This is a genomic window from Pseudomonas sp. Pmew2, assembly GCF_058129885.1.
The window spans coordinates 955,732-980,000 of sequence record NZ_CM176702.1 but is presented as its reverse complement, the minus strand read 5'-3'; the positions used below and the strand labels follow the sequence as shown (position 1 = coordinate 980,000).

The window sequence follows — 24,269 nt, the reverse complement described above, 5'->3', positions numbered from 1 at the left end:
CCTTGAGCACTTCAGGCGCAGCGCAGGCGTACTCCACGTTTTCAATACCGCGCTTCAGCTCGCCCGCCGCATCTTCCAGGGTCTTGCCGTGCTCTTCACTGATCAACTGAGCAATGCGCGCTTCGTTCTGCTCCAGCAATTGCTTGAAGCGGAACATCACCTGAGCGCGCTTGGCTGGCGGTGTATTACGCCAGGCCGGAAACGCAGCCTTGGCCGAATCGATCGCCTTCTGGACAGTGTCCCGAGTGGCAAGCGCTACTGTGTGGATAACCTGGCCGATCGACGGATTGAACACATCTGCGGTGCGGCCATCTTCAGAAATGAACTCGCCGTGGATCAGGTGTTGAATGCTGCTCATGGAAAACTCCGGATAATTGCATCGGGCGCGAATGGCTTCGCGGCCCATGCGACAAAAGCACCTGTATAAAAGTACCTATATAAGAAGAGAGCCTGTCAGCGTGGTCAGTCGATCAGGTTCAGCGTCTCGCCGACGGCATCGAACAACCGGTCCAGGTCCTGCGCCTGACTGTTGAAGGTCGGGCCAAACTGCAAGGTGTCACCGCCAAAACGCACATAGAACCCGGCTTTCCACAGTTTCATGCCTGCCTCGAAAGGCCGCACGATTGCATCGCCGTCACGAGGTGCGATCTGGATGGCGCCTGCAAGGCCGTAGTTGCGGATATCCACCACGTTTTTCGCGCCCTTGATACCGTGCAGCACGCTTTCAAAATGCGGAGCGATTTCTGCTGCCTGCTGTACCAGGTTTTCACGCTGCAACAACTCCAGCGCCGCGAGCCCGGCCGCGCAGGCCACCGGATGTGCCGAATAGGTATAGCCGTGGGGGAATTCGACGGCGTATTCCGGCGTTGGCTGATTCATGAAGGTCTGATAGATCTCGCTGCTGGCGATCACTGCGCCCATGGGGATCGCGCCATTGGTGATCTGCTTGGCGATACACATCAGGTCAGGCGTGACACCGAAACTGTCCGCACCAAACATCGAGCCTGTACGGCCGAAGCCGGTAATGACTTCGTCGAATATCAGCAGGATATTGTGCTGATCACAAATCTCGCGCAGACGCTTGAGATAGCCTTGCGGCGGAACGATCACGCCGGCAGAGCCCGCCATGGGTTCGACGATTACCGCCGCGATGTTCGACGCATCGTGCAGCTCGATCAGCTTGAGCATCTCGTCGGCCAGCGCAATACCGCCCGCTTCGGGCATCCCCTTCGAATAGGCGTTGCTGGCCAGCAGCGTGTGCGGCAGATGGTCGACATCCATCAACTGGCCGAACATCTTGCGGTTACCATTCACTCCGCCCAGGCTGGTGCCCGCCACGTTCACGCCGTGATAGCCACGCGCGCGCCCGATCATCTTGGTCTTGGTCGCCTGCCCCTTCAGCCGCCAGTAGGCACGCACCATCTTCACTGCCGTGTCCGCGCATTCGGAACCGGAGTTGGTATAAAAGACGTGATTGAGATTGCCCGGCGTCAGTTCGGTAATCTTTTCCGCCAACTGGAACGACAGCGGATGCCCGAACTGAAAGCCCGGCGAGTAATCCAGAATGCCCAGTTGCCGGGAAACGGCTTCCTGAATTTCCTTGCGGGTGTGCCCGGCCCCGCATGTCCATAGCCCGGAAAGCCCATCGTAGATCTTGCGGCCCTTGTCGTCTGTCAGATAGCTACCGTGCGCAGCCACGACCATGCGCGGGTCACGCTGGAAATTTCGATTCGCCGTGTAAGGCATCCAGTGGGCATCAAGCTTCAACTGACTGGCTACAGGCACATCTGACGCTTCGAACATATTCATGGGGGCAAGCCTCGCAGGCGCTAAACGAACGGTCATTGCAGCCAAGGTGTCACGCGGCTAAAGTTCATAAAACCCGATTTTCATAATCTTTGGTTTGGTAAGGACTAAACAATGAGTGTCCGTCGCCCCGATCCACTGTCGCAGGTGAGCGATTTTGATATCCGCTTGCTGCGCATTTTCAAAAGTGTCGTCGAGGCAGGCGGTTTTTCCGCGGCCGAAAGCGTGCTCGGCATTGGCCGGTCGGCGATCAGTCAGCAAATGAGCGATCTGGAACAGCGTCTCGGCTTGCGGCTTTGCCAGCGAGGGCGGGCCGGTTTTTCACTGACCGACGAAGGACGTGAGGTTTATCAATCGTCGTTGCAACTGCTCAGCGCTCTGGAAAGTTTCAGAACTGAGGTCAACGGCCTGCATCAGAACCTGCGCGGCGAGTTGAACATCGGCCTGACCGACAACCTGGTCACCCTTCCCCACATGCGCATCACCCATGCACTGGCCCGCCTGAAAGAGCGTGGCCCGGGCGTGCACATCAATATCCGCATGATTGCTCCCGCCGAAGTCGAGCGAGGCGTATTGGACGGCGGCCTGCATGTCGGTGTCGTGCCACAGGCCAGCGCCCTGCCCGGCCTTGAATATCACCCGTTATACAGTGAGCGTTCGCTGCTTTATTGCGCGGTGGGCCACCCGCTCTTCTACGCGGACAACTCAACGCTGGATGATGAACGCCTCGCACAGCAGGAAGCCATTGCCCCGACCTTTCGCCTGCCCAACGATATTCAGGAGCATTATCAGGCACTGACTTGCACCGCCAGTGCTTCAGACCGCGAGGGCATCGCGTTCCTGATTCTGACTGGACGCTACATTGGCTACCTGCCAGATCATTACGCCAACGCCTGGGTGCAGGAAGGTCGATTGCGCGCGCTGAAACCGGACTCAAAGTTCTACGACCTCAACCTGGTGACCGTTACCCGAAAAGGCCGACGCCCTCATTTGGTGCTGGAGAGCTTTCTGGAAACACTGGCCGCTACCCGATGACACACTCCTGCAGGACACCCTTCCAGTCAGCCAACGTTGCAGAGCGGCTCGAAAACGCTATCAGGCTGATATTTATTGAAATAGTTGGACTCAAATAAAAATAACCTGAGCAACTGGACAGTTTTTTGCAGTGATCCCAGATAACGACACGCCAGTACATGGCAGTTCCCCGTCCGAGACCTTGCCATGCAGCCTGAAACACTCGACAACGATGACCTGATTTACGGCCTGAATGATCGCCCAAGACCTTTAACGGCCATATTGGCAGCGTTCCAGCATGTCCTCGCCAGCTTCGTCGGGATCATCACCCCGCCGTTGATCATCGGATCGACGCTCGGCCTGACTCAATACCTGCCGTATCTGATCAGCATGGCCCTGATGGTGTCGGGCACAGGTACTTTCATTCAGGCGCGCCGCCCGTTTGGTATCGGCGCAGGCATGATCTGCCTGCAAGGCACCAGCTTCGCTTTCCTGGGCGCGGTGTTGTCCGCGGGTTTTCTGGTCAAGCAACGCGGCGGCAGCCCGGAGGACATCATGGCGATGATCTTCGGCGTGTGCTTTTTCGGCGCGCTTGTGCAAATCGTGCTCAGTCGCTGTATTGGCCAGTTGCGACGTGTCATCACGCCGCTGGTGACCGGCATTGTCATCACGCTGATTGGTGTAAGCCTGATCAAGGTAGGTGTGACGGACCTGGGCGGCGGCTTCAACGCACCTGACTTCGGCGCGCCGTTGAACCTGGCGCTGGGCGCCTTCGTTCTGGCAGTGATCATCGTACTTAATCGTTCGAATACGCCTTGGGTGCGCTTGTCGGCGATCATCATCGGCCTGGCGGTCGGCAGTCTCGCCGCCTGGTTCAGCGGCAAGCTGATTCCACAGCCGATCCACGACCTGCCCTTGATCAGCGTGCCGGTGCCGTTCCGTTTTGGTTTCAGCTTTGACTGGACCGCTTTCCTGCCGGTCGCGCTGATTTATCTGATCAGCAGTATCGAAACGGTCGGCGACCTGACCGCCAACTGCATGCTCGCCAGCCAGCCGATCAGTGGCCCGAGCTACGTGGCGCGCCTCAAGGGTGGCGTGCTGGGTGACGGCGTGAGCTGCATGATTGCCGCAACGTTCAGTGCATTCCCCAACACCACCTTTGCGCAGAACAACGGTGTGATTCAGCTGACCGGCGTTGCCAGTCGCTATGTCGGGCTGTACATCGGCGCGGTGCTGTTCGTGCTCGGGCTGTTCCCGCATATCGGTGCCATCGTCCAGCAGATTCCCAAACCGGTACTCGGCGGCGCAACGCTGGTGATGTTCGGCAGCGTCGCGGCAGCCGGTGTGCGCATTCTGGCCCAGTCTCCGCTGGACCGACGCAGCATGCTGATCATCGCCACGTCACTGGGTGTCGGTCTGGGTATCGCCGCGCAGCCTGCGCTGCTGCATCAGATGCCCAAACTGGTACAGAACCTGTTCGATTCGGCCATCACCAGCGGCGGCATCACAGCCATCGTAATGTGCCTGCTGACTCCGGAAGGAAAGGTCGCCGTGACCCGGAATGATTCAGCGACGGAACCCAATCCCCTTGAACAACCACGATAGGCTTCCATAGCCGCACTTGCGCCGGTGCTTGCGAGATAATCGCCGGTGCGCTATCTGTTCATTAGTTGCGCCCTACGACCTGTCCGGAATTGCTCATGACCCTTGAAGTCCCCGCACACAGCGCTCACGTCACCAAGCCCGCAAGCCGTATTCGTCAGAAGAACGAACAAGCAATCATCCAGGCAGCCGAAGATGAATTTGCCCGCCACGGCTTCAAGGGCACCAGCATGAACACCATTGCACTGAAAGCCGGGCTGCCCAAAGCCAACCTGCATTACTACTTCACCAACAAGCTGGGCCTGTATGTCGCGGTACTGAGCAACATCATTGATTTGTGGGACAGCACGTTCAACCACCTGAGCGTCGAAGATGATCCAGCTGAGGCACTGGCCCGCTACATTCGCGCCAAGATGGAGTTTTCGCGCCGCCAGCCTCAGGCTTCACGGATCTTCGCCATGGAGATCATCAGCGGTGGCGAATGCATGAGCGAGTATTTCAGCCAGGACTACCGCCTGTGGTTCCAGGGCCGGGCAGCGGTTTTTCAAGCCTGGATCGATGCAGGCAAGATGGACCCGGTCGACCCTGTACACCTGATCTTCCTGCTGTGGGGAAGCACCCAGCACTACGCTGATTTCGCCTCGCAGATCTGCCGAGTCACCGGTCGCTCCCGCCTGACCCGGCAAGACATGGATCAGGCCAGCAATAATCTGATCCGGATCATCCTCAAAGGTTGTGGGCTCACGCCGCCAGCCTTGTAGAATCGACGCCTTGACGTCAGCTGGATACACGCATGCCTTTTACCCTGGTCGGCCCTTGCGAGTCTCGTGAAGAAATCCGCAAGAGCCGCTTCATGACCCTCGCCGCCCCCATCGCCAGCCCGGCCGACGCCCAGGCGTTCATCGAGCAGCACAGCGACCTCAACGCCACCCACAATTGCTGGGCCTGGAAGCTGGGTGGTCAGTATCGCAGCAACGATGACGGGGAACCGGGCGGTACTGCAGGCAGGCCAATCCTGGCAGCCATCGAGGCGCAGGAATTCGATCAAGTCGTGGTGCTGGTGATCCGCTGGTACGGCGGCATTCAACTGGGGACTGGCGGCCTGGCCCGCGCCTATGGCGGTGGTGCCAACAAATGTTTGCAGCAGGCCGAGCGTCTGCCGCTGATTCAGCGTTCGTCATTCCAGCTTGAATGCAGCTTCAGTGAACTGGCGCTGGTCAAGTTGCGTCTCGCGGAAGTCAACGGCCTGCTGGAAAGTGAAAACTTCACTGCCACTGGCGTGCAGATGGCAATCGCGATAGGCCCCGAGCATGCCGACACGCTGCAACGACAACTGGCTGATCTGAGTCGCGGCAGAATTGTTTTGCACAAGGCCACAACAGAGTAGGCAACGCGTCAGCAATTGCCCACATCTACTGTGCATCCGGCTGTGGATAAGCTGAGTACACTCCACTGCGGGCCTTGCCGGGCTTGCGTTTCAGGCGAATGATCGTTTTTTGAGCAATCGCCTGTCATGGATCCATAAACGGTGCAAAAACAGTCTGTTAGCGCTCGTTAGTCCCTTTGGATGCTAACCACCGACGTATTATTCTCCGCTGACGCGCTTGCGCACAGTATCTGTGGAAGAACCTGTGGATAACAGGTGCAAGGGTCGCGCATCCGTATAACGCACCTCGCTTGACGCCTGCTGTACATTTTTCACTCAAATCAAAGAGCCACCTTTGCCCCTCGCTCCGCCAGCGCGCCCCGAACTGGTGCCGAAATGATCGCGTCAGGTTGTCACTGCACGGCCATGAATGTCGAAAACACCTTACTCAACCTTGATTGAACGCACAGGACAGGAATCCTGACTCCTTGGCCAGGATTTTGCTTTATCCACAAGCGACCCACTTCTGCCTTCGAGCCTTTCATGTCAAACCACGCGATACCTGCGCGTCTACAACTGCGCCACATCACTAAACGGTATCCCGGCTGCCTGGCCAACGACGCTGTCGACCTGACGATTCAGCCCGGCGAGATTCATGCCCTGCTGGGAGAGAACGGTGCCGGCAAAAGCACGCTGATGAAGATCATCTATGGCGTGACGCAGCCCGACGCCGGGTCGATCATCTGGCAAGGCCAGGCGCAGACCATGCGCAATCCGGCACAGGCCAGAAGCCTGGGGATCGGCATGGTGTTCCAGCATTTCTCGCTGTTCGAAACCCTCAGTGTCGCGCAAAACATCGCCCTGGCGATGGGCGCGGCGGCAGGCACGCCCAAGCAACTGGAACCGCGCATTCGCGAGGTTTCGCAACGCTACGGCATGGCAGTGGAGCCCCAGCGCCTGGTCCATAGCCTGTCGATTGGCGAGCGGCAGAAAGTCGAAATCATTCGCTGCCTGATGCAGGACATTCGTCTGTTGATCCTCGACGAGCCCACCTCTGTGCTCACACCCCAGGAAGCCGAAGAGCTGTTCGTGACCCTCAGGCATCTGGCCGCAGAAGGCTGCAGCATTCTGTTTATCAGTCACAAGCTGGGCGAGGTTCGTGCCTTGTGTCACAGCGCAACCGTCCTGCGCAACGGTAAGGTATCCGGGCACTGTATCCCGGCTGAATGCTCCGATCTGGAGCTGGCGCGCTTGATGGTCGGTGATGCCGAAGGGTTGACCGCGCACTACGACAAAGTCAGCGGCAGCGAAGCCTTTCTGCGCGTCGACAAGCTGTCCTGGCACAACCCGGACCCGTTCGGTTGCTCACTGAAAGACCTGAGCCTGGAAGTACGCAGCGGCGAAATCGTCGGCATCGCGGGCGTTGCCGGCAATGGTCAGGATGAATTGCTGGCGCTGCTGAGTGGCGAACAGACCCTGCCTCATGCCCAGGCGACAACCCTGCGTTTCCAAGACACCCCGGTCGGCGACCTGCGCCCCGACGCCCGCCGCAAACACGGGCTGGCGTTCGTTCCGGCAGAGCGTCTGGGGCATGGCGCAGTGCCGGAACTGAGCCTGGCCGACAACGCTCTGCTAACCGCTTTCCAGCAAGGACTGGTGAGCCACGGCTTGATCCAGCGCGGCAAGGTTCGCGCACTGGCCGACGAAATCATCCGTCGCTTTGCAGTCAAGACGACGGACGCACAGGCCGCGGCGCGCAGCCTGTCGGGCGGCAACCTGCAGAAATTCATTCTCGGCCGGGAAATACTGCAAAACCCCAAACTGCTGATTGCCGCGCACCCGACCTGGGGCGTGGATGTCGGTGCTGCCGCAGCGATTCACCGGGCATTGATTGCCTTGCGTGACGCGGGGGCGGCCATTCTGGTGATTTCCGAAGACCTGGACGAGTTGTTCCAGATCAGCGACCGACTCGCCGCCCTGAGCGGCGGCCAGCTTTCCGACCTGATCCCCACTGAACAGACCAGCACCGTGCAAATCGGCGGCTGGATGGCGGGACAGTTCGATCATTCTCACACCCAGGCCCATACGGCGGGTTAACGGAGCAAAAGATGCTGCTTTCTCTGGAACCGCGCGGCCAGCAATCGCGCGCCATGTTGTGGTGTTCCCCTTTACTGGCTGCCGTCCTGACACTGGTCTGCGGCTCGCTGCTGTTCATCGGCCTTGGGCTCAACCCTTGGGTGACGCTGCACACCTTGCTGATCGCACCGGTCAGCGACTGGTATGGCGTGTCGGAATTGATGGTCAAAACCTTGCCGATTCTGCTCTGCGCGCTGGGCCTGGCGGTCGCGTATCAAGCGCGCATCTGGAACATCGGCGCAGAAGGCCAGCTGCTGCTCGGCGCGCTGGCAGGCAGTGCCGTAGCGGTAAATATCATTGAGATGGAAAGTCGCTGGGCCTTGGTCATGGTGCTGCTGGCCGGCACCCTGGCAGGCGCGGCCTGGGCGGGCGTGACCGCCTGGCTGCGCACGCGCTTCAATGCCAATGAGATCCTTACCAGCATCATGCTCAACTATATCGCCCTCAACTTGCTGCTGTACTTCGTGCACGGGCCGCTCAAAGACCCGGCGGGCATGAATTTCCCGGAGTCAGCGACTTTTGGCGACGCCAGCCGCCTGCCGCTGCTGATGGAAGATGGCCGCGCGCACATCGGCGTGTACTTCGCCCTGTTTGCGCTGGTCGCGGTGTGGGTGCTGCTGCAACGCAGTTTCGTCGGTTTTCAGATCAAGGTGCTGGGCCTGGACAAGCGTGCTGCCGGGTTTGTCGGCTTTCGAGAAAAACGCCTGGTCTGGCTCGCACTGTTGATCAGTGGCGCGCTGGCCGGGCTGGCCGGCGTATCGGAAGTGACCGGGCCGATCGGTCAACTGGTGCCGCAGGTCTCGCCAGGTTACGGCTATGCCGCGATCACCGTGGCCTTTCTCGGCCGCCTCAACCCCATCGGCATTCTGTTCTCCAGCCTGTTGATCGCCCTGCTGTATCTGGGCGGAGAAAGCGCGCAAATGACCTTGAACCTGCCCTTGGCAATCACGCAGTTGTTTCAGGGGATGATGCTGTTCTTCCTGCTGGCCTGTGATGTGCTGATTCTCTATCGCCCAAGTTTGAAACTGCACTGGACCAAGCGCCAGATGACAGCCGTCACAGGAGCCGCATGATGGATATCGACCTGCTGAGCAACATTTTCTATGCCATGGTCCGCTGCGGAACCCCCTTGCTGCTGGTGGCGCTGGGCGAACTGATCTGCGAAAAAAGCGGCGTCATCAACCTGGGTCAGGAAGGCATGATGCTGTTTGGCGCGGTGATCGGTTTCATCATCGCCCTGAGTACCGGCAATCTATGGCTGGGCGTGCTGCTGGCGATGCTCGCTGGCATGCTGCTGTCGGCACTGTTTGCGCTGGTGGCACTGGTGTTCAACGCCAATCAGGTCGCGACCGGGCTGGCGCTGACCATTTTCGGTGTCGGCCTTTCCAGCTTCGTCGGCGCCGCCTGGGTCGGCAAGCCATTGAGCGGTTTCGAACCGGTGGTCATCCCGCTGCTGAGTGACATTCCGCTGATCGGCCGCATGCTGTTTGCCCAGGACTTGCTGGTCTACCTGTCCTTCGCCTTGTTCGCTTTGGTCGCCTGGGCGCTGCTGAAAAGCCGCGTCGGGCTGATTATCCAGGCGGTCGGCGAAAATCCCGATGCGGCCAGCGCCATGGGCTTGCCAGTGTTGCGTGTACGCACGTTGGCCGTGCTGTTCGGCGGCGCAATGGCTGGGCTGGCCGGGGCTTACCTGTCGCTGGCCTATACGCCGATGTGGGCGGAAAACATGAGCGCCGGACGCGGCTGGATAGCCTTGGCGCTGGTGGTGTTCGCCAGCTGGCGCGTGTGGCGCCTACTGCTCGGTGCGTACCTGTTCGGCCTCGCCAGCATCCTGCACCTGGTCGCGCAAGGCATCGGCCTGGCCATCCCGTCCAACCTGCTGGCGATGCTGCCTTACCTCGCCACCATCATCGTCCTCGTCCTGCTCTCCCGCGACGCCCTGCGCACCCGACTGTATGCGCCGGTATCGCTGGGCCAGCCGTGGCGGGCGGGGCATTGAGGGAGCTCGCGGCGCAGATGGTTGACGCAGAGCGTCATGAACGGCATTCCCACGCTGGAGCGTGCGGAACGATAATCCCGACTATCGCGCCGATGCTCAGCGTCAGACATCTACCTTGAACGTTTCCGGCTCACGGAGATTCCAACACTGCATAGGCAGTAGTACGCTGCGGGGTCGAAACTTTCGAGAGGTCCTGCTTGCGCTGCCATGGAGTCTGTCTCTCAATTTGCCAAGGAATCATTCATGACCACTACCAAGAAAACCGCCCTCATTATCGGTGCTTCGCGTGGCCTCGGGCTCGGGCTGGTGCAGCGCTTGACCGAACAGGGCTGGCAGGTCACCGCCACGGTGCGTGATCCGCAGAACGCCGAAAACCTCAAAGCGGTAGAAGGCGTGCGCATCGAAGCGGTGGATCTGGACGAACCTGCTTCGCTGGAAGTGCTGGTCCAGAAGCTGCGCGGTGAAGTGTTCGACGTGCTGTTCGTCAATGCCGGCATCAGTGGCGCGGCACACCAGAGCGCTGCGAAGTCGACCGCTGCCGAACTCGGGCAGTTGTTCCTGACCAACGCTGTAGCGCCGATTCGTCTGGCCGAGCGCTTCGTTGAGCAAATCCGTCCCGGCACGGGCGTCCTGGCGTTCATGAGTTCGTGGCTGGGCAGCGTCACTTGCCCGGACGGCGCAAACCTTGCGCTGTACAAGGCCAGCAAGGCTGCACTCAATTCGATGACCAATACCTTTGTCACCGAGCTGGGCGAGAACCGTCCTACCGTGCTGTCGATGCATCCGGGTTGGGTGAAGACCGACATGGGCGGCGAAAATGCCGCCATCGACGTCATGACCAGCACCACCGGGCTTGTCGAACAGCTCAATGCCTACGCAGGCAAGGGCGGCCATCACTTCATCGATTATCAGGGCAAGACGATTGCCTGGTAATCGGCTGCTCGACTAGAATCGCCGTCCTTCGCCGGGGCGCACCTGACCCCGGCGACCCTGGATCAGCAGACAGGGCAACACTGAGCTGGCTAACCTGAACCTGTCTTTCAGAGGAGCCGGCCCATGCCTGCGATCCGTATCTGGTTGAAAAATCCCCTTGCCGTGTTCACTGCCAATGACCTGGACGCCCGTGGCGGTCTGGTGATCGAAGGCGGCGTCATCACTGAAGTGCTGGCCGCCGGACAACAACCGTCGACGCCCTGCACACAGACATTCGATGCCCGCGAGCATGTGCTGCTGCCGGGGCTGATCAACACGCACCATCACTTCTATCAAACCCTCACCCGCGCTTGGGCACCGGTGGTCAACCAGCCATTATTCCCGTGGCTGAAAACCCTGTACCCGGTGTGGGCGCGCCTGACGCCAGAGAAGCTCGCGGTCGCCAGCAAGGTGGCGCTGGCCGAGCTGTTACTGTCCGGGTGCACAACCGCTGCCGACCACCACTATCTGTTTCCCGACGGGCTTGAACACGCCATCGATGTTCAGGTGCAAAGCGTCCGCGAGTTGGGTATGCGCGCAATGTTGACGCGTGGTTCGATGAGCCTTGGCGAAGCGGATGGAGGCTTGCCGCCGCAGCAAACCGTGCAGCAGGGCGAGGTGATTCTGGCCGACAGTCAGCGCCTGATCGAGACCTATCACGAGCGCGGCGATGGTGCGCAGATCCAGATCGCGCTGGCACCCTGCTCGCCGTTTTCGGTCACGCCGCAGATCATGTCCGAGAGTGCCGCCATGGCCGAAAAGCTCGACGTGCGCCTGCACACCCACCTGGCTGAAACCCTCGACGAAGAGGACTTCTGCCTGCAACGCTTCGGCCTGCGCACCGTGGATTATCTGGACAGTGTCGGCTGGTTGGGACCGCGTACCTGGCTGGCCCATGGCATCCACTTCAACCCCGACGAAATCGCCCGTCTCGGCGCAGCAGGCACCGGCGTCTGTCACTGCCCAAGCTCGAACATGCGCCTGGCTTCTGGCATCTGCCCGACGCTGGAGCTGATCGCTGCCGGCGCGCCGCTGGGGCTCGGGGTCGATGGTTCGGCGTCCAACGATGCATCGAACATGATCCTCGAAACCCGCCAGGCGCTTTACCTGCAGCGCCTGCGCTACGGCGCAGAGAAAATCACCCCGCAACTTGTGCTGGGCTGGGCCACCAAGGGGTCAGCGCACTTGCTGGGACGCACAGACCTCGGTGAACTGGCGGTAGGCAAACAGGCTGATATAGCGTTGTTCAAGCTGGACGAACTGCGCTTTTCCGGCAGCCACGACCCGCTGTCAGCGCTGCTACTGTGTGGCGCGGACCGTGCCGATCGGGTGATGATCGCAGGACAATGGCGAGTGATCGACGGCCAGGTCGAAGGCCTGGACATCAAGCAGTTGATTGCCGATCACAGCCAGGCCGCGCGGGAGTTGATTCGGGGCTGAACGTGCGGGGCGATAATCTCAACTATCGTGCGACGCTCCGCGTCGGCATGCCGTTCAGGACGCTCTGCGTCCTCTTGCGACGCAGAGCGTGGGAGCGATAGGCAATAGGCCCTAAAGCCCCAGACACGAGAGCATGATGAACGTCGCGAACAGCACGAAGTGGGTCATGCCTTCGATGGCGTTGGTTTCGCCGTCGTTGAGGTTGATGGCGGACACCAGCAGGGTGATGAAGATCATCACGGTCTGCACCGGCGTCATGGCCATCTGGAACGGCTGGCCACTGTAAAGCGCCATCGCTTCCATGACCGGAACCGTCAGAATCACGGTGGACAACGATGCACCCAAAGCAATGTTGACCACTGACTGCATGCGGTTGGCGAGTGCCGCGCGCAGGGCGGTCAGAATCTCCGGTGCAGCGGAAATGGCGGCCACCAGAATGGCGGTCATCACTGGCGGTGCCCCCGTCCCTTCCAGGCCCAGGTCGACCGTCTTGGACATCACTTCAGCCAGCGCGCCAATCACCACCACACCGATGACCAATGTGACAATTGAGCGGGTCAGGTTGACCGGCTCTGCATGCTGTTCAGCCTGATCCGAGCCCTGGCGCTTTTTCTTTTCCGGGTAGCTGTAGCTGAAAAAGTAGCTGTGCGGGCCGACCTGCATGCGCAGGAACAGCGTGTAGAGCAGAATCATCGCGCCAATGGTGAACGCCGAATAGATCTTCCAGTCGCCTTTGGGGATGAACTCGGGCACCACCATCGACACGCCCATGGCGGTGAGGATCATCACGCTATAGGTGCGCGCCGAGTCATCGTTATAGGACTGCTCGCCGTGCTTGATACCGCCCATCAGCGCGGCCAGGCCAAGGATGCCGTTGATGTCGAGCATGACCGCCGAGTAAATCGTGTCTCGCACCAGCGTCGGCGATGGTTCGTTGCTCATCATGATCGCCAGAATCACCACTTCGACCAGCACCGCCGAGAGCGTGAGGATCATCGTCCCGTAGGGATCACCGACCTTTTCCGCGAGCATTTCGGCGTGGTGCGCGACGCGCATCGAGGCGCAGACGATGAAGCCGACCAGCGCCAACCCGGAAACCAGTGCGACGACCTGTCCGTTGCCCAGCAGCACATGCTCCAGCGGATAGGCGACAAACATGGCAATGATTGCCAGCAGTAGAAACTTTTCTTGCTTGAGCAAAGCGCCCATTACTTTCTCCAAACCCTTGCGACAGATCGCCGCGGATAGTCATGAACGTGTCTGTCATTGAAGCCGTTCAGAGTGCGGTGTGTGACAAAAGGTTTCAACAAATGACCCGAATGAGAACTGCACCCACACGTAAATGACTTTTGATCCCGTCGTCACGATGTGAAATAGTGCCCGCCGTTTTCCAGGCGCCTTTTCTGGCGCGTCTGTTTTTCACGATTCAGCTTCTGTTAGAAAGGACATTCGCCGTGCGTGCTTTTCGACTTCCGCATTTATTGGCTTGCGGCCTGCTCACTCTGCTGGCGAGCGCCGCCCAGGCCGCACCTATCGACATCGATGACGGCCAACACAAAGTCCACCTGCCTGACACTCCCAAGCGCGTGGTGGTGCTGGAGTTCTCGTTTCTCGACGGCCTGGCGTCGGTCGGCGTAACACCCGTCGGTGCCGCGGACGATGGCGATGCCAACCGGGTACTGCCCAAAGTGCGTAAGGCGGTAGGCGAATGGCAGTCCGTGGGGCTGCGCTCGCAACCCAATATAGAAGTGATCGCGCGGCTCAAGCCGGACCTGATCATTGCCGACCTCGGCCGCCATCAGGCGCTTTACAACGATCTGGCCAGCCTGGCACCCACACTGATGCTGCCGTCGCGCGGCGAGGATTATCAGGGCAGTCTGAAATCTGCCGAGCTGATCGGCGTGGCGCTCGGCAAAGGCCCAGAGATGCAGGCGCGGATCGCGGAGAACCGCCAGCACCTGAAGACTGTTGCCGATCAGATTCCGGCCAACACCAACGTGCTGTTCGGCGTCGCCCGCGAAGACAGCTTCTCGATACATGGCCCGCACTCTTATGCGGGCAGCGTGTTGCAGGCGATCGGTCTGAAGGTCCCGGAAGTACGCAAAGACGCCGCGCCCACCGAATTCGTCAGCCTGGAGCAGTTGCTGGCATTGGACCCGAACTGGTTGCTGGTCGGTCATTATCGTCGCCCGAGCATCGTCGACAGCTGGAGCAAGCAGCCGCTGTGGCAGGTGCTTGGCGCAGTACGTAACAAGCAGGTAGCTGAAGTGGATGGCGACAGCTGGGCGCGCAATCGCGGGATCATGGCGTCCGAGCAGATCGCCGACGATGCGCTTGCCGTACTCAAGGGCGGCAAGGCCGTGCTGAACCCGTAAATGCGCCGCTGGCTGATGGCGGGCGTGATCACCGCGACCTGCCTGGGACTGTTCTGGGTGTCGCTGTTCGCCCTGTCTTCGTTCAGCATTCGTCAGGTAGATGCCTGGAACGGACTGTTCACGCAGGGTCGCGAGGGCGGCAACATCGCTTATATCGTTGCGCAATTGCGCGTGCCACGCGCCTTGTGCGCGGCGCTGGTCGGTGCCTGCCTCGGCGTGGCCGGGGCCTTGATGCAGGGCATCACGCGCAACCGTCTGGCCTCCCCCTCATTGTTTGGCGTTACGGCGGGCGCGGCGCTGGGGCTGGCGCTGTTTTCCACCGGGCTGGTCGCCCTGCCCTTCCCCGGCGGCGCGCTGCTGATGACCTGCCTCGGTGGTGCGTTGGCATGGATCACAGTGTTCAGTCTTGGCGGCGCATGGTCGCCTGCCACCGCTCAGGGGCGACTGGTGCTGGCGGGTGTCGCCGTCGCCGCGCTGTGCGCAGCCTTGACCCGCCTCACTGTGATTCTTGTCGAAGCACAGGCGCAAAGTGTCCTCAACTGGCTGGCCGGTTCACTGGCCAACGTCGGCGCGGCGCAGTTGCAACTGCTCTGGCCGTGCACGCTGATCGGTCTGGTGCTGGCGATTGCCTGTGCGCCGCGCCTGAACCTGATCAACCTCGGCGAAGACGCTGCCCGCTCACTGGGCGTACGCATCGGTGCCTTGCGCCTGCTGGTGTTCGTGGTCAGCTTGCTGCTGGTCGGCGCCAGCGTCTGTGCGGTGGGGCCGATAGCATTTGTCGGCCTGATCGCGCCGAACATTGCTCGCCAGTGGCTGGGCAATGACTACCGCTGGCTGATCCCGATCAGCGCCGGCCTGGGCGCGGCCATCGTGCTGGCCTCGGACCTGATCAGCCGCGCCGTGGCATTCCCCGTGGAAACGCCGGCCGGCGTGGTCACGGCGTTGATTGGCGCGCCGTTCTTTCTGTTTCTGGCGAGGCGCGCGCTATGAACCAGTCCCGCTCACGGCTGTTGTTGCTGATTGTGTTACTGGTACTGGCCCTGCTGTTGAGCCTCAGCGCGGGCACCGTCTGGCTGACGCCCGGCGCGGTGCTTGATCATCTGATCGCCCACGACAGCAAGGACTTCGAAGTCTGGAATCACCGCCTGCCACGCGGACTGATCGCAATCATGACCGGCTGCGCGTTCGGCCTGGCGGGTGCCATCGTGCAAGGTGTGATTCGCAACCCGCTGGCCTCGCCGGAAATTCTTGGCGTGACCCAGGGCGCAGGGCTGGCGCTGACCATCGCGATTATCGGCCTGCCGCAATTGCCGGTGGCCGCGCTGCCGTTTGTGGCGTGTCTGGGCGGTGCAGCGGGGGCATTGCTGCTGGCGTTGTACAACACCGGCGTGCAGTTTTCCGGCGTGCGTTTCGCGCTCTCCGGGGTAGCGATTGCCGTGACGCTGTCGAGCATCACCGAATTTCTGATTCTGTCCAACCCGCTGGATATCAATACCGCCCTGCTGGCCCTGACCGGCAGTTTGTGGAGCCGTAACTGGCACCATGTGTTGCTGGCCTCGCCGCTTCTGCTGCTGATCCCGCTCAGCTTGCTGCTGGCCAAACCGCTGAACCTGATCGGCCTGGGCGATGAAGCAGCGCAGAGCCTGGGTACCGGCCTCAAACGTACGCGCTGGCTGGCGATGAGCAGTGCCGTGCTGTTGACCAGCCTGGGCGTGGGCATCATCGGACCGGTGAGTTTTGTCGGGCTGGTCGCGCCACACATGGCACGCCGTCTGGTCGGCGGTCATCATCAATACCTGCTGCCCGCCTCCATGGTATTGGGCGCGTTATTGCTGGTGCTGGCCGATACGCTGGGGCGCACATTGATCGCACCCAGCGAGATCCCCGCCGGTATTCTCACGGCGGTGATTGGCGCTCCGTATTTCCTCTGGCTGCTGGCCCGATTCAAAGGTTGATCCCATGAGTATTCTGAAGGCGCAGCAACTCGACATCGGCTATGGCGCAACGCGGATCGTGCAAGACCTGTCATTCAGCCCGCCGCCTGCGCAGGTCACCGCGCTGATCGGCCCCAACGGTTGCGGCAAATCCACACTGCTCAAAGCGTTTGCACGGATTCTCACCCCGCAATCGGGCAGCCTCAGCCTGGACGGCAAAGCCTATAGCCAGCTCTCCGCCAAAGAGCTGGCCCGCAAGGTGGCTTTTCTGCCGCAAGTGCTGCCCATTCCAGAAGGCGTCAGTGTGCGTCAACTGGTGGCTTACGGTCGCAGCCCGCACAACAGTCTGTGGGGACGCTTGAGCGGGGCCGATCAGCACAGTGTCGAACAGGCGCTGCAACGCATGGAGCTGGAAACCCTGGCCGACCGGCCGCTGTCCGACCTTTCCGGCGGGCAGCGCCAACGAGCGTGGCTGGCGATGATCCTTGCGCAGGACGCGGCCATCGTCCTGCTCGACGAGCCGACCACCTATCTAGACATCAGCCATCAGGTCGAACTGCTGGACCTGATGCGCGAACTCAGCGCCGAAGGCAAAACCGTGATTACCGTGCTGCACGACATCAATCAGGCCTGTCGCTATGCCGACCATCTGGCGGTCATGCAGGGTGGACGTCTGGTGACCTGCGGCGCGCCGGGCGAGGTGCTGACAGCCGAGCTGGTCTGCCAGGTGTTCGATGTGCAGGTGCAGATCATGCGCGAACCCGTGGCCGGTACGCCAATGTGCATTGTCGAGCGCAGCACGCGCTGCACCAGTTAGCGGCGCAGCCCACCGCACCTGCACCTTCTCGCTGCACTACGCGTTACACACAAGTCTGTTTTAGATTCTGGCCGAAGGCCGTGGGAGCGAACTTGTTCGCGAAAGGGTCGGCATATTCTCCGAAAATGCATCGTCTGAACGACCTCCTTCGCGGACAAGTCCGCTCCTACACACGCACTATTGCTATAGGGTGAAGCACGCTAGCATCGTAAGTTGTCCTGTTGGTCAGTTATTTGCATTGTCGGGGTATGCACTCCAACAAGACCGCAAGGAGCTAGACCCGATGCACCTGACCAACCCACGTCGTCCTCTGAAAAAACTGCTGTGTGCCATGGCCGCCGTTGTCGGCATTGGCTCCAGCCTGCTCGCCTCGGCAGCCGATCCGCTGAAAGTCGGATTTGTCTACATCGGCCCCATTGGCGACCACGGCTGGACCTATCAGCACGAGCAGGGCCGCCAGGCGATGGTCAAGGCGCTGGGTGACAAGGTGACCAGCAGCTACGTGGAAAACGTGCCGGAGGGCGCGGACGCCGAGCGGGTTATCCGCAACATGGCCAAGGGCGGTTACGACCTGATTTTCAGTACCTCGTTCGGCTACATGAACCCCACGCTGAAAGTCGCCAAGCAATTCCCCAAGGTGAAATTCGAGCACGCGACCGGCTACAAGCAGGACAAGAACATGGGCACGTATCTGGCCCGCACCTATGAGGGTCGTTACGTGAGCGGTTACATCGCCGCGAAAATGACCAAGACCAAGAAAATCGGTTATGTCGCTTCATTCCCGATCCCTGAAGTGCTGCGTGACATCGACGCCATCCAGCTGGCGCTGAACAAATACAACCCGGGCACCGAGATCAAAGTGGTGTGGGTCAACTCCTGGTTCGATCCGGGCAAGGAAGCCGATGCTGCCAACGCACTCATCGATCAGGGCGTTGATGTGGTCTTCCAGCACACCGACAGCCCTGCGCCGATCCAGACCGCCGAGCGTCGTGGCGTCTATGCAGTCGGCTACGCTTCGGACATGGCGCACTTCGGGCCGAAAGCGGTACTGGCTTCCATCGTCAACAACTGGGGCCCGCATTACATTCAGGCCGCCGAGGGTGCCATCGCAGGCACCTGGAAACCACAGGATTACTGGGGCGGCCTGAAAGAGGGTACGGTCGAGTTGCCAATCAGCGACGTGGTACCTGCTGATGTGAAGGCTGAGGCGCAGAAGATCATCGCCAGCATCGAAAGCGGCGAATTCCATCCGTTCACCGGGCCGATCAAGGACCAGAACGGTACCGTGAAAATTGCTGACGGCGTGGTTGCAACCAACGCTGAGCTGGCGTCGATGAACTATTACGTCGAAGGGATCAAGGCCGAACTGCCTAAATAACCGCCTGGCGTCTCGTGCCTGCTTCGGCGGGCACGCTCATCGACAGCGAACACCACATGATTTCCAGGACCGTTAATGGACCAGCTTCCCGTCATCGACATAGCCCCGCTCTACGGCACCGACCTTGAGGCCTGGCAGAATGTCGCCCGGCAGATCGACAGTGCCTGTCGGCAATGGGGTTTCTTTTATATCAAGGGCCACCCGATCAGCGCGCAACGCATCGAGCAGGTGCAATCGGCAGCCAAAGACTTTTTCGCTCGTCCGGCAGCCGAAAAGCTCATCATCGACATCACGCAAAGCACCCATCATCGCGGCTACGGTGCCATCGCTACAGAGCAACTGGACCCCAGCCTGCCGAGCGACCTGAAGGAAACCTTCGACATGGGCCTGCATCTGGAGGCAGGCCATCCCGACGTGCTGGCTGGCAAACCATTGCGCGGGCCCAATCGGCACCCGGACATTCCCGGCTGGGAAAGCCTGATGGAACAGCATTACCTGGACATGCAGGCATTGGCGCAAACCCTGCTGCGCGCCATGACCCTCGCGCTGGGCATCGAACGCGATTTCTTCGATCAGCGCTTCAAGGACCCGGTCAGCGTGCTGCGCATGATTCATTACCCACCGCGTGATACGGCGACCTCGGCCGAGCAACAAGGCGCAGGCGCGCATACCGATTATGGCTGCATCACCCTGTTGTATCAGGACACGGCGGGCGGCTTGCAGGTACGCGACGTGCGGGGCGAATGGATCGACGCACCGCCGATTGACGGTACGTTCGTGGTCAATCTCGGCGACATGATGGCGCGCTGGAGCAACGACCGTTATCTGTCCACGCCGCACCGGGTTATCAGCCCGCTTGGCGTCGACCGCTATTCGATGCCGTTTTTCGCCGAACCGCATCCCGACACGCGTATTGAATGCCTGCCCGGTTGCCAGAGCGAAAGCCAGCCAGCGCGCTATCCTGTTACCACCTGCGCCGAGTTTCTGCTGTCGCGCTTTGCTGATACCTATGCTTACCGCCGCGATCAGGAGGCAAGTTGAACGTTCGGTCAGGTTTTACCCTGCGCAGCGACGTGCATCTGTAGAATGCCCGCGATCTGCACCTGATGAGAAAAGAATATGTACGACTGGTTGAACGCCCTGCCCAAGGCAGAACTGCACTTGCACCTCGAAGGTTCACTGGAACCCGAGTTGCTGTTCGCCCTGGCAGAGCGCAACAAAATTGCCCTGCCGTGGAATGACGTCGAAACCCTGCGCAAGGCCTATGCCTTCAACAACCTGCAGGAATTCCTTGATCTGTATTACCGCGGTGCGGACGTTTTGCGCACAGAGCAGGACTTCTACGACCTGACCTGGGCTTACCTGCTGCGCTGCAAGGAACAGAACGTTATCCACACCGAACCGTTCTTCGATCCGCAAACCCACACCGACCGTGGTATCCCGTTTGAAGTGGTGCTGGCCGGGATTACCGGTGCGCTGAAAGACGGCAAGTCGAAGCTGGGCGTCGACAGCGGTCTGATCCTGAGCTTCCTGCGTCACCTGTCCCAGGAAGAAGCCGAAAAAACCCTCAATCAGGCGCTGCCGTTCCGTGATGCGTTCGTCGCCGTGGGCCTCGATAGCTCCGAGATGGGCCACCCGCCAAGCAAGTTCCAGCGCGTATTTGATCGCGCCCGCAGCGAGGGCTTCCTGACCGTCGCCCACGCCGGAGAAGAAGGCCCGCCGGAATACATCTGGGAAGCACTGGACCTGCTGAAGATCGAGCGCATCGACCACGGTGTACGCGCCATTGAAGACGAGCGACTGATGCAGCGCATCATCGACGAACAAATCCCGCTGACCGTCTGCCCGCTGTCCAACACCAAGCTCTGCGTGTTCGACGACATGGCCCAGCACAACATCCTCGACATGCTCGAGCGCGGCGTGAAAGTCACCGTCAACTCGGATGACCCGGCCTATTTCGGTGGCTACGTGACCGAAAACTTCCATGCGCTGTACACCCACCTGGGCATGACCGAAGATCAGGCAAAACGCTTGGCACAAAACAGCCTGGATGCACGACTGGTCAAGCCCTAGGGAGTGATTGAGCGGCTACCCCATCGTTCCTCACGCTCCGCGTCGCAACAGGACGCGAAGCGTCCGGAACGGCATGCAAAAGCGGAGCGGTGACACGATAGTGGTGGAGCAAGCCACACCTGCGGTTCCCGTCAGGCCGCCGCGGCGATCTTGCTGATTTCCCGCTGCCCACTGGAGGAGACCTGCAAGGTGCTGGGCTCCTCGGTGGTGCGCAGCCAGCCCATTTGAAAGAATAACTGCAGTAGCCCCGCCCCCAGCGCGCCGCCCAGGTGCGGGTTGCGATCATTCCATTTCGGGCAGGCACATACCGTTTCACGCTTGCGCTGTGCCAGCGCCGGTATGTAAATACCGCGCTCGGCAAAACTGGCCACACCCTTGCTCGTGACCTCGACACGCTTCTCTTGCTGTTCTATCCAGCCCGCTTCCAGAAGGCGCTGATAAAGCTCGGCGGCCATTTCGCCGCCCAGATGATCGGAGCAGATTCTTGCACGGCGTAGCGGCAACGGCGGCATAGGCTGAGCAAACCTGCGGCTGATCTGTTCGGCACTGGCCAGCGAGGCACAGGCCAGAGCTTCTACAGCGGCCCCCACTTCCGGCGCGGCGAGGCGAAAGAAGCGCTTGCGACCCCGCGCCTCCTGTTTCAACAAACCGCCGCTGGTCAGACGCGCCAGGTGCGCGCCTGCAGAAGAAGTCGAGAGTCCCGCCAAAATCGCCAACTCATCGGCAGGACGAGCAGTACCATCCATCAGTGCCCAGATCATTGCGCTGCGCTTGGGGTCGGCCAGCAATGTTGCGATCTGGCTGATGCAAGGTCCGTATTCCATGTGTTCACTCCCTGTTGAAACATTCATCTATCGTGATGACTGGGTGAAAGCAATCACGCCTCGGTAGAGTTGAACGTGGTTCTTATATGAAATGACAAGTATAAACTCTATGCCCTTCGGCCCCAGTGGGCGAAAAACGATTCGTACAAACTGTTGTTGTACAACAGCTCGAAAAAACCCACGTTTCTCTCTCGCCCGATCGGCAGGAAGATCTTCCTGCCTTAACGGCGACCCCCTCTAGCAAAGGGGTTTCGACCATTACTTCAAAAAGAGATTGAAAAAACAAGCGTAATACCCATGACAAAAACGCCAAAACCACTCAACAACAGTCAGTTTTAACTTCGCCTGAGAGTTGAAACTTTGCACCATTGAAACACTTTCAAATATTATATTTTCCGACACTTCCGAAGGTTATTTCCTACCCGGACGTGGCTATTAAAACAAACCAACGGGCGACGGACCTACAGCCTGTTGCTTACAACGTGACCTGAGCATTTCCAGCAACAGAATGACCGGCTTGCTGAGCTGCGCCCGGTGCGCGCATAACAGGTTCAGCGGCGCTCGCTCGCCGATCAAATCTGGCATCAATACTTTCAGGTGCCCGGCCCGTACATCTGCGGCGACGTCCAGCCAGGATTTGTACGCCACACCTTCGCCCGCTACTGCCCAGCGGCGCACTACATCTGCGTCGTCACTGAACCGGTTGCCGCTGACCGTCAGGCTGATTTCGCGCTTGCCATCATTCAGCGTCCAGCGGTCATGCACACGGTCCCCGAGCATGAACAACAGGCAGTTATGCTGCGCCAGTTGCTCAACCTGCTGCGGTTCGCCATGACGCTGCAGGTAACTCGGCGCGGCACACAACACCCGCCGGTTGTCAGGCAACACCGGCAATGCGACCAGGCTTGAATCCTCCGGCTCGCCGTAACGCAGCGCCACATCGACCGGCTGGCGGAACAGGTCGGCAATACGATCACCCAGCAACAGGCGCACGGTCAGTTGCGGATGTTGCTGTTGAAATTCGTCGAGCCAGGGCAAGAGTACGTTACGTCCCAGATCCGACGGTGCCGAGAGTTGCAACACGCCTTCACAACGGTCCTGACTGCTGGCCAGCAGGCGCCGCCCCTCTTCCAGACTGCCCAGTGCGGCGCGGGCATACTCCAGAAACCCCTCGCCTTCGGCAGTCAGACGAAGGCTGCGGGTCGAACGTGCCAGCAAGCGCGCACCCAATTGCCGTTCAATACGTTTGAGCGCCGCGCTGGCAACCGCCGCAGACATGTCCATCACCCGCGCTGCGGCAGAAAGGCTGCCCAGGTCCGCTGCACGAACGAACAACTGCAAGTCGTCAAAACGCAACATCAATGCCTCGTATTATCAAAATAAAATTGAAAGAGCCTGCCGTTTTAGCGGGTTTTATCTTTACTGGAAATAGCCAATGATCTCTTCATCATTTTTCCCGAAGAGGCCCGTCATGAAAGCAATCGCGTATTACCACTCGCTGCCGATCAGCGACGCACTGTCATTGCAGGACATCGAACTGCCTGAACCGGTGGCTGGCGCTCGTGATCTGCTGGTCGAGGTCAAGGCCATCTCCGTCAACCCGGTGGACACCAAAATCCGCCAGAACGTCCAGCCCGAGGACGGCGCTCCGAAGGTACTGGGCTGGGATGTGACAGGTGTCGTGAAAGCGGTGGGTAGCCAGGTCACGCTGTTCAAGCCGGGTGACAAGGTGTTCTATGCCGGCTCCCTGACCCGGCCGGGTGGCAACAGCGAACTGCATGTGGTCGATGAGCGTATTGTCGGGCATATGCCGAAAACCCTGAGCTTTGCCCATGCGGCCGCGTTGCCGTTGACGGCGATCACTGCCTGGGAGCTGTTGTTCGAGCGCCTGCAGATCGCTCAGCAAAAAGGCGAAGGCTCGCACAGCCTGCTGATCGTCGGTGCAGCGGGCGGTGTAGGTTCGATCCTTACCCAGTTGGCACGTCATCTGACCACCCTGAAGGTCATCGGCACCGCTTCCCGGCCTGAGACCGAAAGCTGGGTCCGCGAACTGGGCGCACACGAAGTGCTGAACCACAGCAAGCCGTTGAGCGAAGAACTGAAGCGCGTCGGCCTGAACCAGGTGACCCATGTGGCTAGCCTGACCCAGACCGAACAGCATCTGGACCAGTTGGTCGAGGCGCTCAAGCCACAGGGCAAGCTGGCGCTGATCGACGATCCCAAGTCACTGGATGTATCGAAGCTCAAGCGCAAGAGCCTGTCGCTGCACTGGGAGTTCATGTACACGCGGTCGATGTTCGAAACCGAGGACATGATAGAACAGCACAACCTGCTCAACCGGGTGGCCGATCTGATCGACGCGGGAACGCTGAAAACCACCTTTGGTGAGCACTTCGGCAGCATCAACGCAGAGAATCTGCGCCGCGCTCATGCCCTGCTGGAAAGTGGCAAGGCCAAGGGCAAGGTTGTACTGGAAGGGTTCTGAACGCGATATGGTTGTGTCAGCGCATCGCGTGACTGACACAACCGTTGC

Annotated in this window: 22 protein-coding genes (1 of these 22 running past the window's edge); 17 read left to right on the top strand and 5 right to left on the bottom strand. The window is 60.2% G+C overall.

All coding sequences use genetic code 11. The features are described from left to right. Together AC4ANK_RS04400 and aptA are read right to left on the bottom strand one after the other, a co-directional pair. Window positions 1–358, bottom strand: the 5' end (the start) of a protein-coding gene (locus AC4ANK_RS04400) for a CoA-acylating methylmalonate-semialdehyde dehydrogenase (protein ID WP_002555506.1). 1,136 nt of this gene lie to the left of the window's left edge; 358 of the gene's 1,494 nt are visible here — the first part of the coding sequence; the start codon lies at window positions 356–358; its stop codon lies off the left edge, out of view. A gap of 104 nt (window positions 359–462) precedes the next feature. Further along, on the bottom strand, window positions 463–1,809 hold the full coding sequence (aptA, locus tag AC4ANK_RS04395; protein ID WP_002555507.1) for an omega-aminotransferase AptA: 1,347 nt from the start codon (window positions 1,807–1,809) through the stop codon (window positions 463–465). Window positions 1,810–1,920: 111 nt separating this feature from the next. On the opposite strand from aptA, the gene AC4ANK_RS04390 reads away from it, so the two are divergent. The 9 genes from AC4ANK_RS04390 (at window position 1,921) to AC4ANK_RS04350 (ending at window position 12,335) form a co-directional block, all read left to right on the top strand. Then, the gene (locus AC4ANK_RS04390; protein ID WP_002555508.1) at window positions 1,921–2,841 is read left to right on the top strand and encodes a LysR family transcriptional regulator; all 921 of its coding nucleotides are present in this window, start codon (window positions 1,921–1,923) and stop codon (window positions 2,839–2,841) included. A 186-nt stretch (window positions 2,842–3,027) separates the two neighbouring features. Then, complete coding sequence (locus AC4ANK_RS04385; protein WP_002555509.1) at window positions 3,028–4,425, top strand: uracil-xanthine permease family protein; 1,398 nt, start codon at window positions 3,028–3,030, stop codon at window positions 4,423–4,425. 95 nt (window positions 4,426–4,520) lie between these two features. Next, window positions 4,521–5,183 carry a TetR/AcrR family transcriptional regulator gene (locus AC4ANK_RS04380; RefSeq protein ID WP_002555510.1) on the top strand — a complete coding sequence of 221 codons (663 nt, stop codon included), beginning with the start codon at window positions 4,521–4,523 and terminating at the stop codon, window positions 5,181–5,183. 32 nt (window positions 5,184–5,215) lie between these two features. Beyond that, on the top strand, window positions 5,216–5,809 hold the full coding sequence (locus tag AC4ANK_RS04375; RefSeq protein ID WP_002555511.1) for an IMPACT family protein: 594 nt from the start codon (window positions 5,216–5,218) through the stop codon (window positions 5,807–5,809). A gap of 522 nt (window positions 5,810–6,331) precedes the next feature. Next, window positions 6,332–7,885 (top strand): ABC transporter ATP-binding protein, encoded by a 1,554-nt coding sequence (locus AC4ANK_RS04370; RefSeq protein WP_002555512.1) that lies wholly within the window; start codon window positions 6,332–6,334, stop codon window positions 7,883–7,885. Window positions 7,886–7,896: 11 nt separating this feature from the next. Further along, window positions 7,897–8,997: an ABC transporter permease gene (locus tag AC4ANK_RS04365; protein ID WP_002555513.1), complete on the top strand. Its 1,101-nt coding sequence runs from the start codon at window positions 7,897–7,899 to the stop codon at window positions 8,995–8,997. Beyond that, a complete protein-coding gene (locus AC4ANK_RS04360; RefSeq protein WP_002555514.1) occupies window positions 8,997–9,923 on the top strand; it encodes an ABC transporter permease in 927 nt (308 codons plus the stop codon). Before AC4ANK_RS04365 ends, AC4ANK_RS04360 begins: the two co-directional genes overlap by 1 nt. Before the next feature lie 243 nt (window positions 9,924–10,166). Beyond that, entirely contained in the window at window positions 10,167–10,856 is a 690-nt protein-coding gene (locus tag AC4ANK_RS04355) for an SDR family oxidoreductase (RefSeq protein ID WP_002555515.1), read from the top strand. Window positions 10,857–10,979: 123 nt separating this feature from the next. After that, window positions 10,980–12,335, top strand: coding sequence for an 8-oxoguanine deaminase (locus tag AC4ANK_RS04350; RefSeq protein WP_002555516.1), 1,356 nt, complete (start codon window positions 10,980–10,982; stop codon window positions 12,333–12,335). Between the two features lie 111 nt (window positions 12,336–12,446). Here AC4ANK_RS04350 and AC4ANK_RS04345 read toward each other — a convergent pair whose 3' ends face one another. After that, the gene (locus AC4ANK_RS04345) at window positions 12,447–13,544 is read right to left on the bottom strand and encodes a calcium:cation antiporter (protein ID WP_002555517.1); all 1,098 of its coding nucleotides are present in this window, start codon (window positions 13,542–13,544) and stop codon (window positions 12,447–12,449) included. 245 nt (window positions 13,545–13,789) lie between these two features. On the opposite strand from AC4ANK_RS04345, the gene AC4ANK_RS04340 reads away from it, so the two are divergent. From AC4ANK_RS04340 to AC4ANK_RS04310, 7 genes are all read left to right on the top strand, one after another. Then, window positions 13,790–14,710, top strand: a complete 921-nt coding sequence (locus AC4ANK_RS04340; protein ID WP_002555518.1) for a Fe(3+) dicitrate ABC transporter substrate-binding protein FecB — start codon at window positions 13,790–13,792, stop codon at window positions 14,708–14,710. Continuing rightward, window positions 14,711–15,700, top strand: coding sequence for an iron-dicitrate ABC transporter permease FecC (fecC, locus tag AC4ANK_RS04335; protein WP_002555519.1), 990 nt, complete (start codon window positions 14,711–14,713; stop codon window positions 15,698–15,700). Next, window positions 15,697–16,665 (top strand): iron chelate uptake ABC transporter family permease subunit, encoded by a 969-nt coding sequence (locus tag AC4ANK_RS04330; RefSeq protein WP_002555520.1) that lies wholly within the window; start codon window positions 15,697–15,699, stop codon window positions 16,663–16,665. Before fecC ends, AC4ANK_RS04330 begins: the two co-directional genes overlap by 4 nt. A gap of 4 nt (window positions 16,666–16,669) precedes the next feature. Continuing rightward, window positions 16,670–17,461 carry a Fe(3+) dicitrate ABC transporter ATP-binding protein FecE gene (gene fecE / locus AC4ANK_RS04325; RefSeq protein ID WP_002555521.1) on the top strand — a complete coding sequence of 264 codons (792 nt, stop codon included), beginning with the start codon at window positions 16,670–16,672 and terminating at the stop codon, window positions 17,459–17,461. Between the two features lie 283 nt (window positions 17,462–17,744). Next, on the top strand, window positions 17,745–18,839 hold the full coding sequence (locus tag AC4ANK_RS04320; protein ID WP_002555522.1) for a BMP family ABC transporter substrate-binding protein: 1,095 nt from the start codon (window positions 17,745–17,747) through the stop codon (window positions 18,837–18,839). A 75-nt stretch (window positions 18,840–18,914) separates the two neighbouring features. Then, window positions 18,915–19,880, top strand: coding sequence for a 2-oxoglutarate and iron-dependent oxygenase domain-containing protein (locus AC4ANK_RS04315; protein WP_002555523.1), 966 nt, complete (start codon window positions 18,915–18,917; stop codon window positions 19,878–19,880). A 78-nt stretch (window positions 19,881–19,958) separates the two neighbouring features. After that, window positions 19,959–20,912, top strand: coding sequence for an adenosine deaminase (locus AC4ANK_RS04310; RefSeq protein WP_460384272.1), 954 nt, complete (start codon window positions 19,959–19,961; stop codon window positions 20,910–20,912). 131 nt (window positions 20,913–21,043) lie between these two features. On the opposite strand, the gene AC4ANK_RS04305 is transcribed toward AC4ANK_RS04310, so the two are convergent. Both AC4ANK_RS04305 and AC4ANK_RS04300 read right to left on the bottom strand, forming a co-directional pair. Then, window positions 21,044–21,736 carry an ArsR/SmtB family transcription factor gene (locus tag AC4ANK_RS04305; protein WP_002555525.1) on the bottom strand — a complete coding sequence of 231 codons (693 nt, stop codon included), beginning with the start codon at window positions 21,734–21,736 and terminating at the stop codon, window positions 21,044–21,046. 435 nt (window positions 21,737–22,171) lie between these two features. After that, window positions 22,172–23,095: a LysR family transcriptional regulator gene (locus AC4ANK_RS04300; protein WP_002555526.1), complete on the bottom strand. Its 924-nt coding sequence runs from the start codon at window positions 23,093–23,095 to the stop codon at window positions 22,172–22,174. A 112-nt stretch (window positions 23,096–23,207) separates the two neighbouring features. Between AC4ANK_RS04300 and AC4ANK_RS04295 the strand changes: the two genes are divergently transcribed. After that, complete coding sequence (locus AC4ANK_RS04295) at window positions 23,208–24,221, top strand: zinc-binding alcohol dehydrogenase family protein (protein WP_002555527.1); 1,014 nt, start codon at window positions 23,208–23,210, stop codon at window positions 24,219–24,221. Window positions 24,222–24,269 lie beyond the last annotated feature (48 nt).

Excerpts from the sequence above, each read along its gene's own strand:
- aptA (WP_002555507.1), bottom strand. The coding sequence starts at position 1,809 with ATGAATATGTTCGAAGCGTCAGATGTGCCTGTAGCCAGTCAGTTGAAG.
- AC4ANK_RS04390 (WP_002555508.1), top strand. The coding sequence starts at position 1,921 with ATGAGTGTCCGTCGCCCCGATCCACTGTCGCAGGTGAGCGATTTTGAT.
- AC4ANK_RS04385 (WP_002555509.1), top strand. The coding sequence starts at position 3,028 with ATGCAGCCTGAAACACTCGACAACGATGACCTGATTTACGGCCTGAAT.
- AC4ANK_RS04380 (WP_002555510.1), top strand. The coding sequence starts at position 4,521 with ATGACCCTTGAAGTCCCCGCACACAGCGCTCACGTCACCAAGCCCGCA.
- AC4ANK_RS04375 (WP_002555511.1), top strand. The coding sequence starts at position 5,216 with ATGCCTTTTACCCTGGTCGGCCCTTGCGAGTCTCGTGAAGAAATCCGC.
- AC4ANK_RS04370 (WP_002555512.1), top strand. The coding sequence starts at position 6,332 with ATGTCAAACCACGCGATACCTGCGCGTCTACAACTGCGCCACATCACT.
- AC4ANK_RS04365 (WP_002555513.1), top strand. The coding sequence starts at position 7,897 with ATGCTGCTTTCTCTGGAACCGCGCGGCCAGCAATCGCGCGCCATGTTG.
- AC4ANK_RS04360 (WP_002555514.1), top strand. The coding sequence starts at position 8,997 with ATGGATATCGACCTGCTGAGCAACATTTTCTATGCCATGGTCCGCTGC.
- AC4ANK_RS04355 (WP_002555515.1), top strand. The coding sequence starts at position 10,167 with ATGACCACTACCAAGAAAACCGCCCTCATTATCGGTGCTTCGCGTGGC.
- AC4ANK_RS04350 (WP_002555516.1), top strand. The coding sequence starts at position 10,980 with ATGCCTGCGATCCGTATCTGGTTGAAAAATCCCCTTGCCGTGTTCACT.
- AC4ANK_RS04345 (WP_002555517.1), bottom strand. The coding sequence starts at position 13,544 with ATGGGCGCTTTGCTCAAGCAAGAAAAGTTTCTACTGCTGGCAATCATT.
- fecC (WP_002555519.1), top strand. The coding sequence starts at position 14,711 with ATGCGCCGCTGGCTGATGGCGGGCGTGATCACCGCGACCTGCCTGGGA.
- AC4ANK_RS04330 (WP_002555520.1), top strand. The coding sequence starts at position 15,697 with ATGAACCAGTCCCGCTCACGGCTGTTGTTGCTGATTGTGTTACTGGTA.
- fecE (WP_002555521.1), top strand. The coding sequence starts at position 16,670 with ATGAGTATTCTGAAGGCGCAGCAACTCGACATCGGCTATGGCGCAACG.
- AC4ANK_RS04320 (WP_002555522.1), top strand. The coding sequence starts at position 17,745 with ATGCACCTGACCAACCCACGTCGTCCTCTGAAAAAACTGCTGTGTGCC.
- AC4ANK_RS04315 (WP_002555523.1), top strand. The coding sequence starts at position 18,915 with ATGGACCAGCTTCCCGTCATCGACATAGCCCCGCTCTACGGCACCGAC.
- AC4ANK_RS04310 (WP_460384272.1), top strand. The coding sequence starts at position 19,959 with ATGTACGACTGGTTGAACGCCCTGCCCAAGGCAGAACTGCACTTGCAC.
- AC4ANK_RS04305 (WP_002555525.1), bottom strand. The coding sequence starts at position 21,736 with ATGGAATACGGACCTTGCATCAGCCAGATCGCAACATTGCTGGCCGAC.
- AC4ANK_RS04300 (WP_002555526.1), bottom strand. The coding sequence starts at position 23,095 with ATGTTGCGTTTTGACGACTTGCAGTTGTTCGTTCGTGCAGCGGACCTG.
- AC4ANK_RS04295 (WP_002555527.1), top strand. The coding sequence starts at position 23,208 with ATGAAAGCAATCGCGTATTACCACTCGCTGCCGATCAGCGACGCACTG.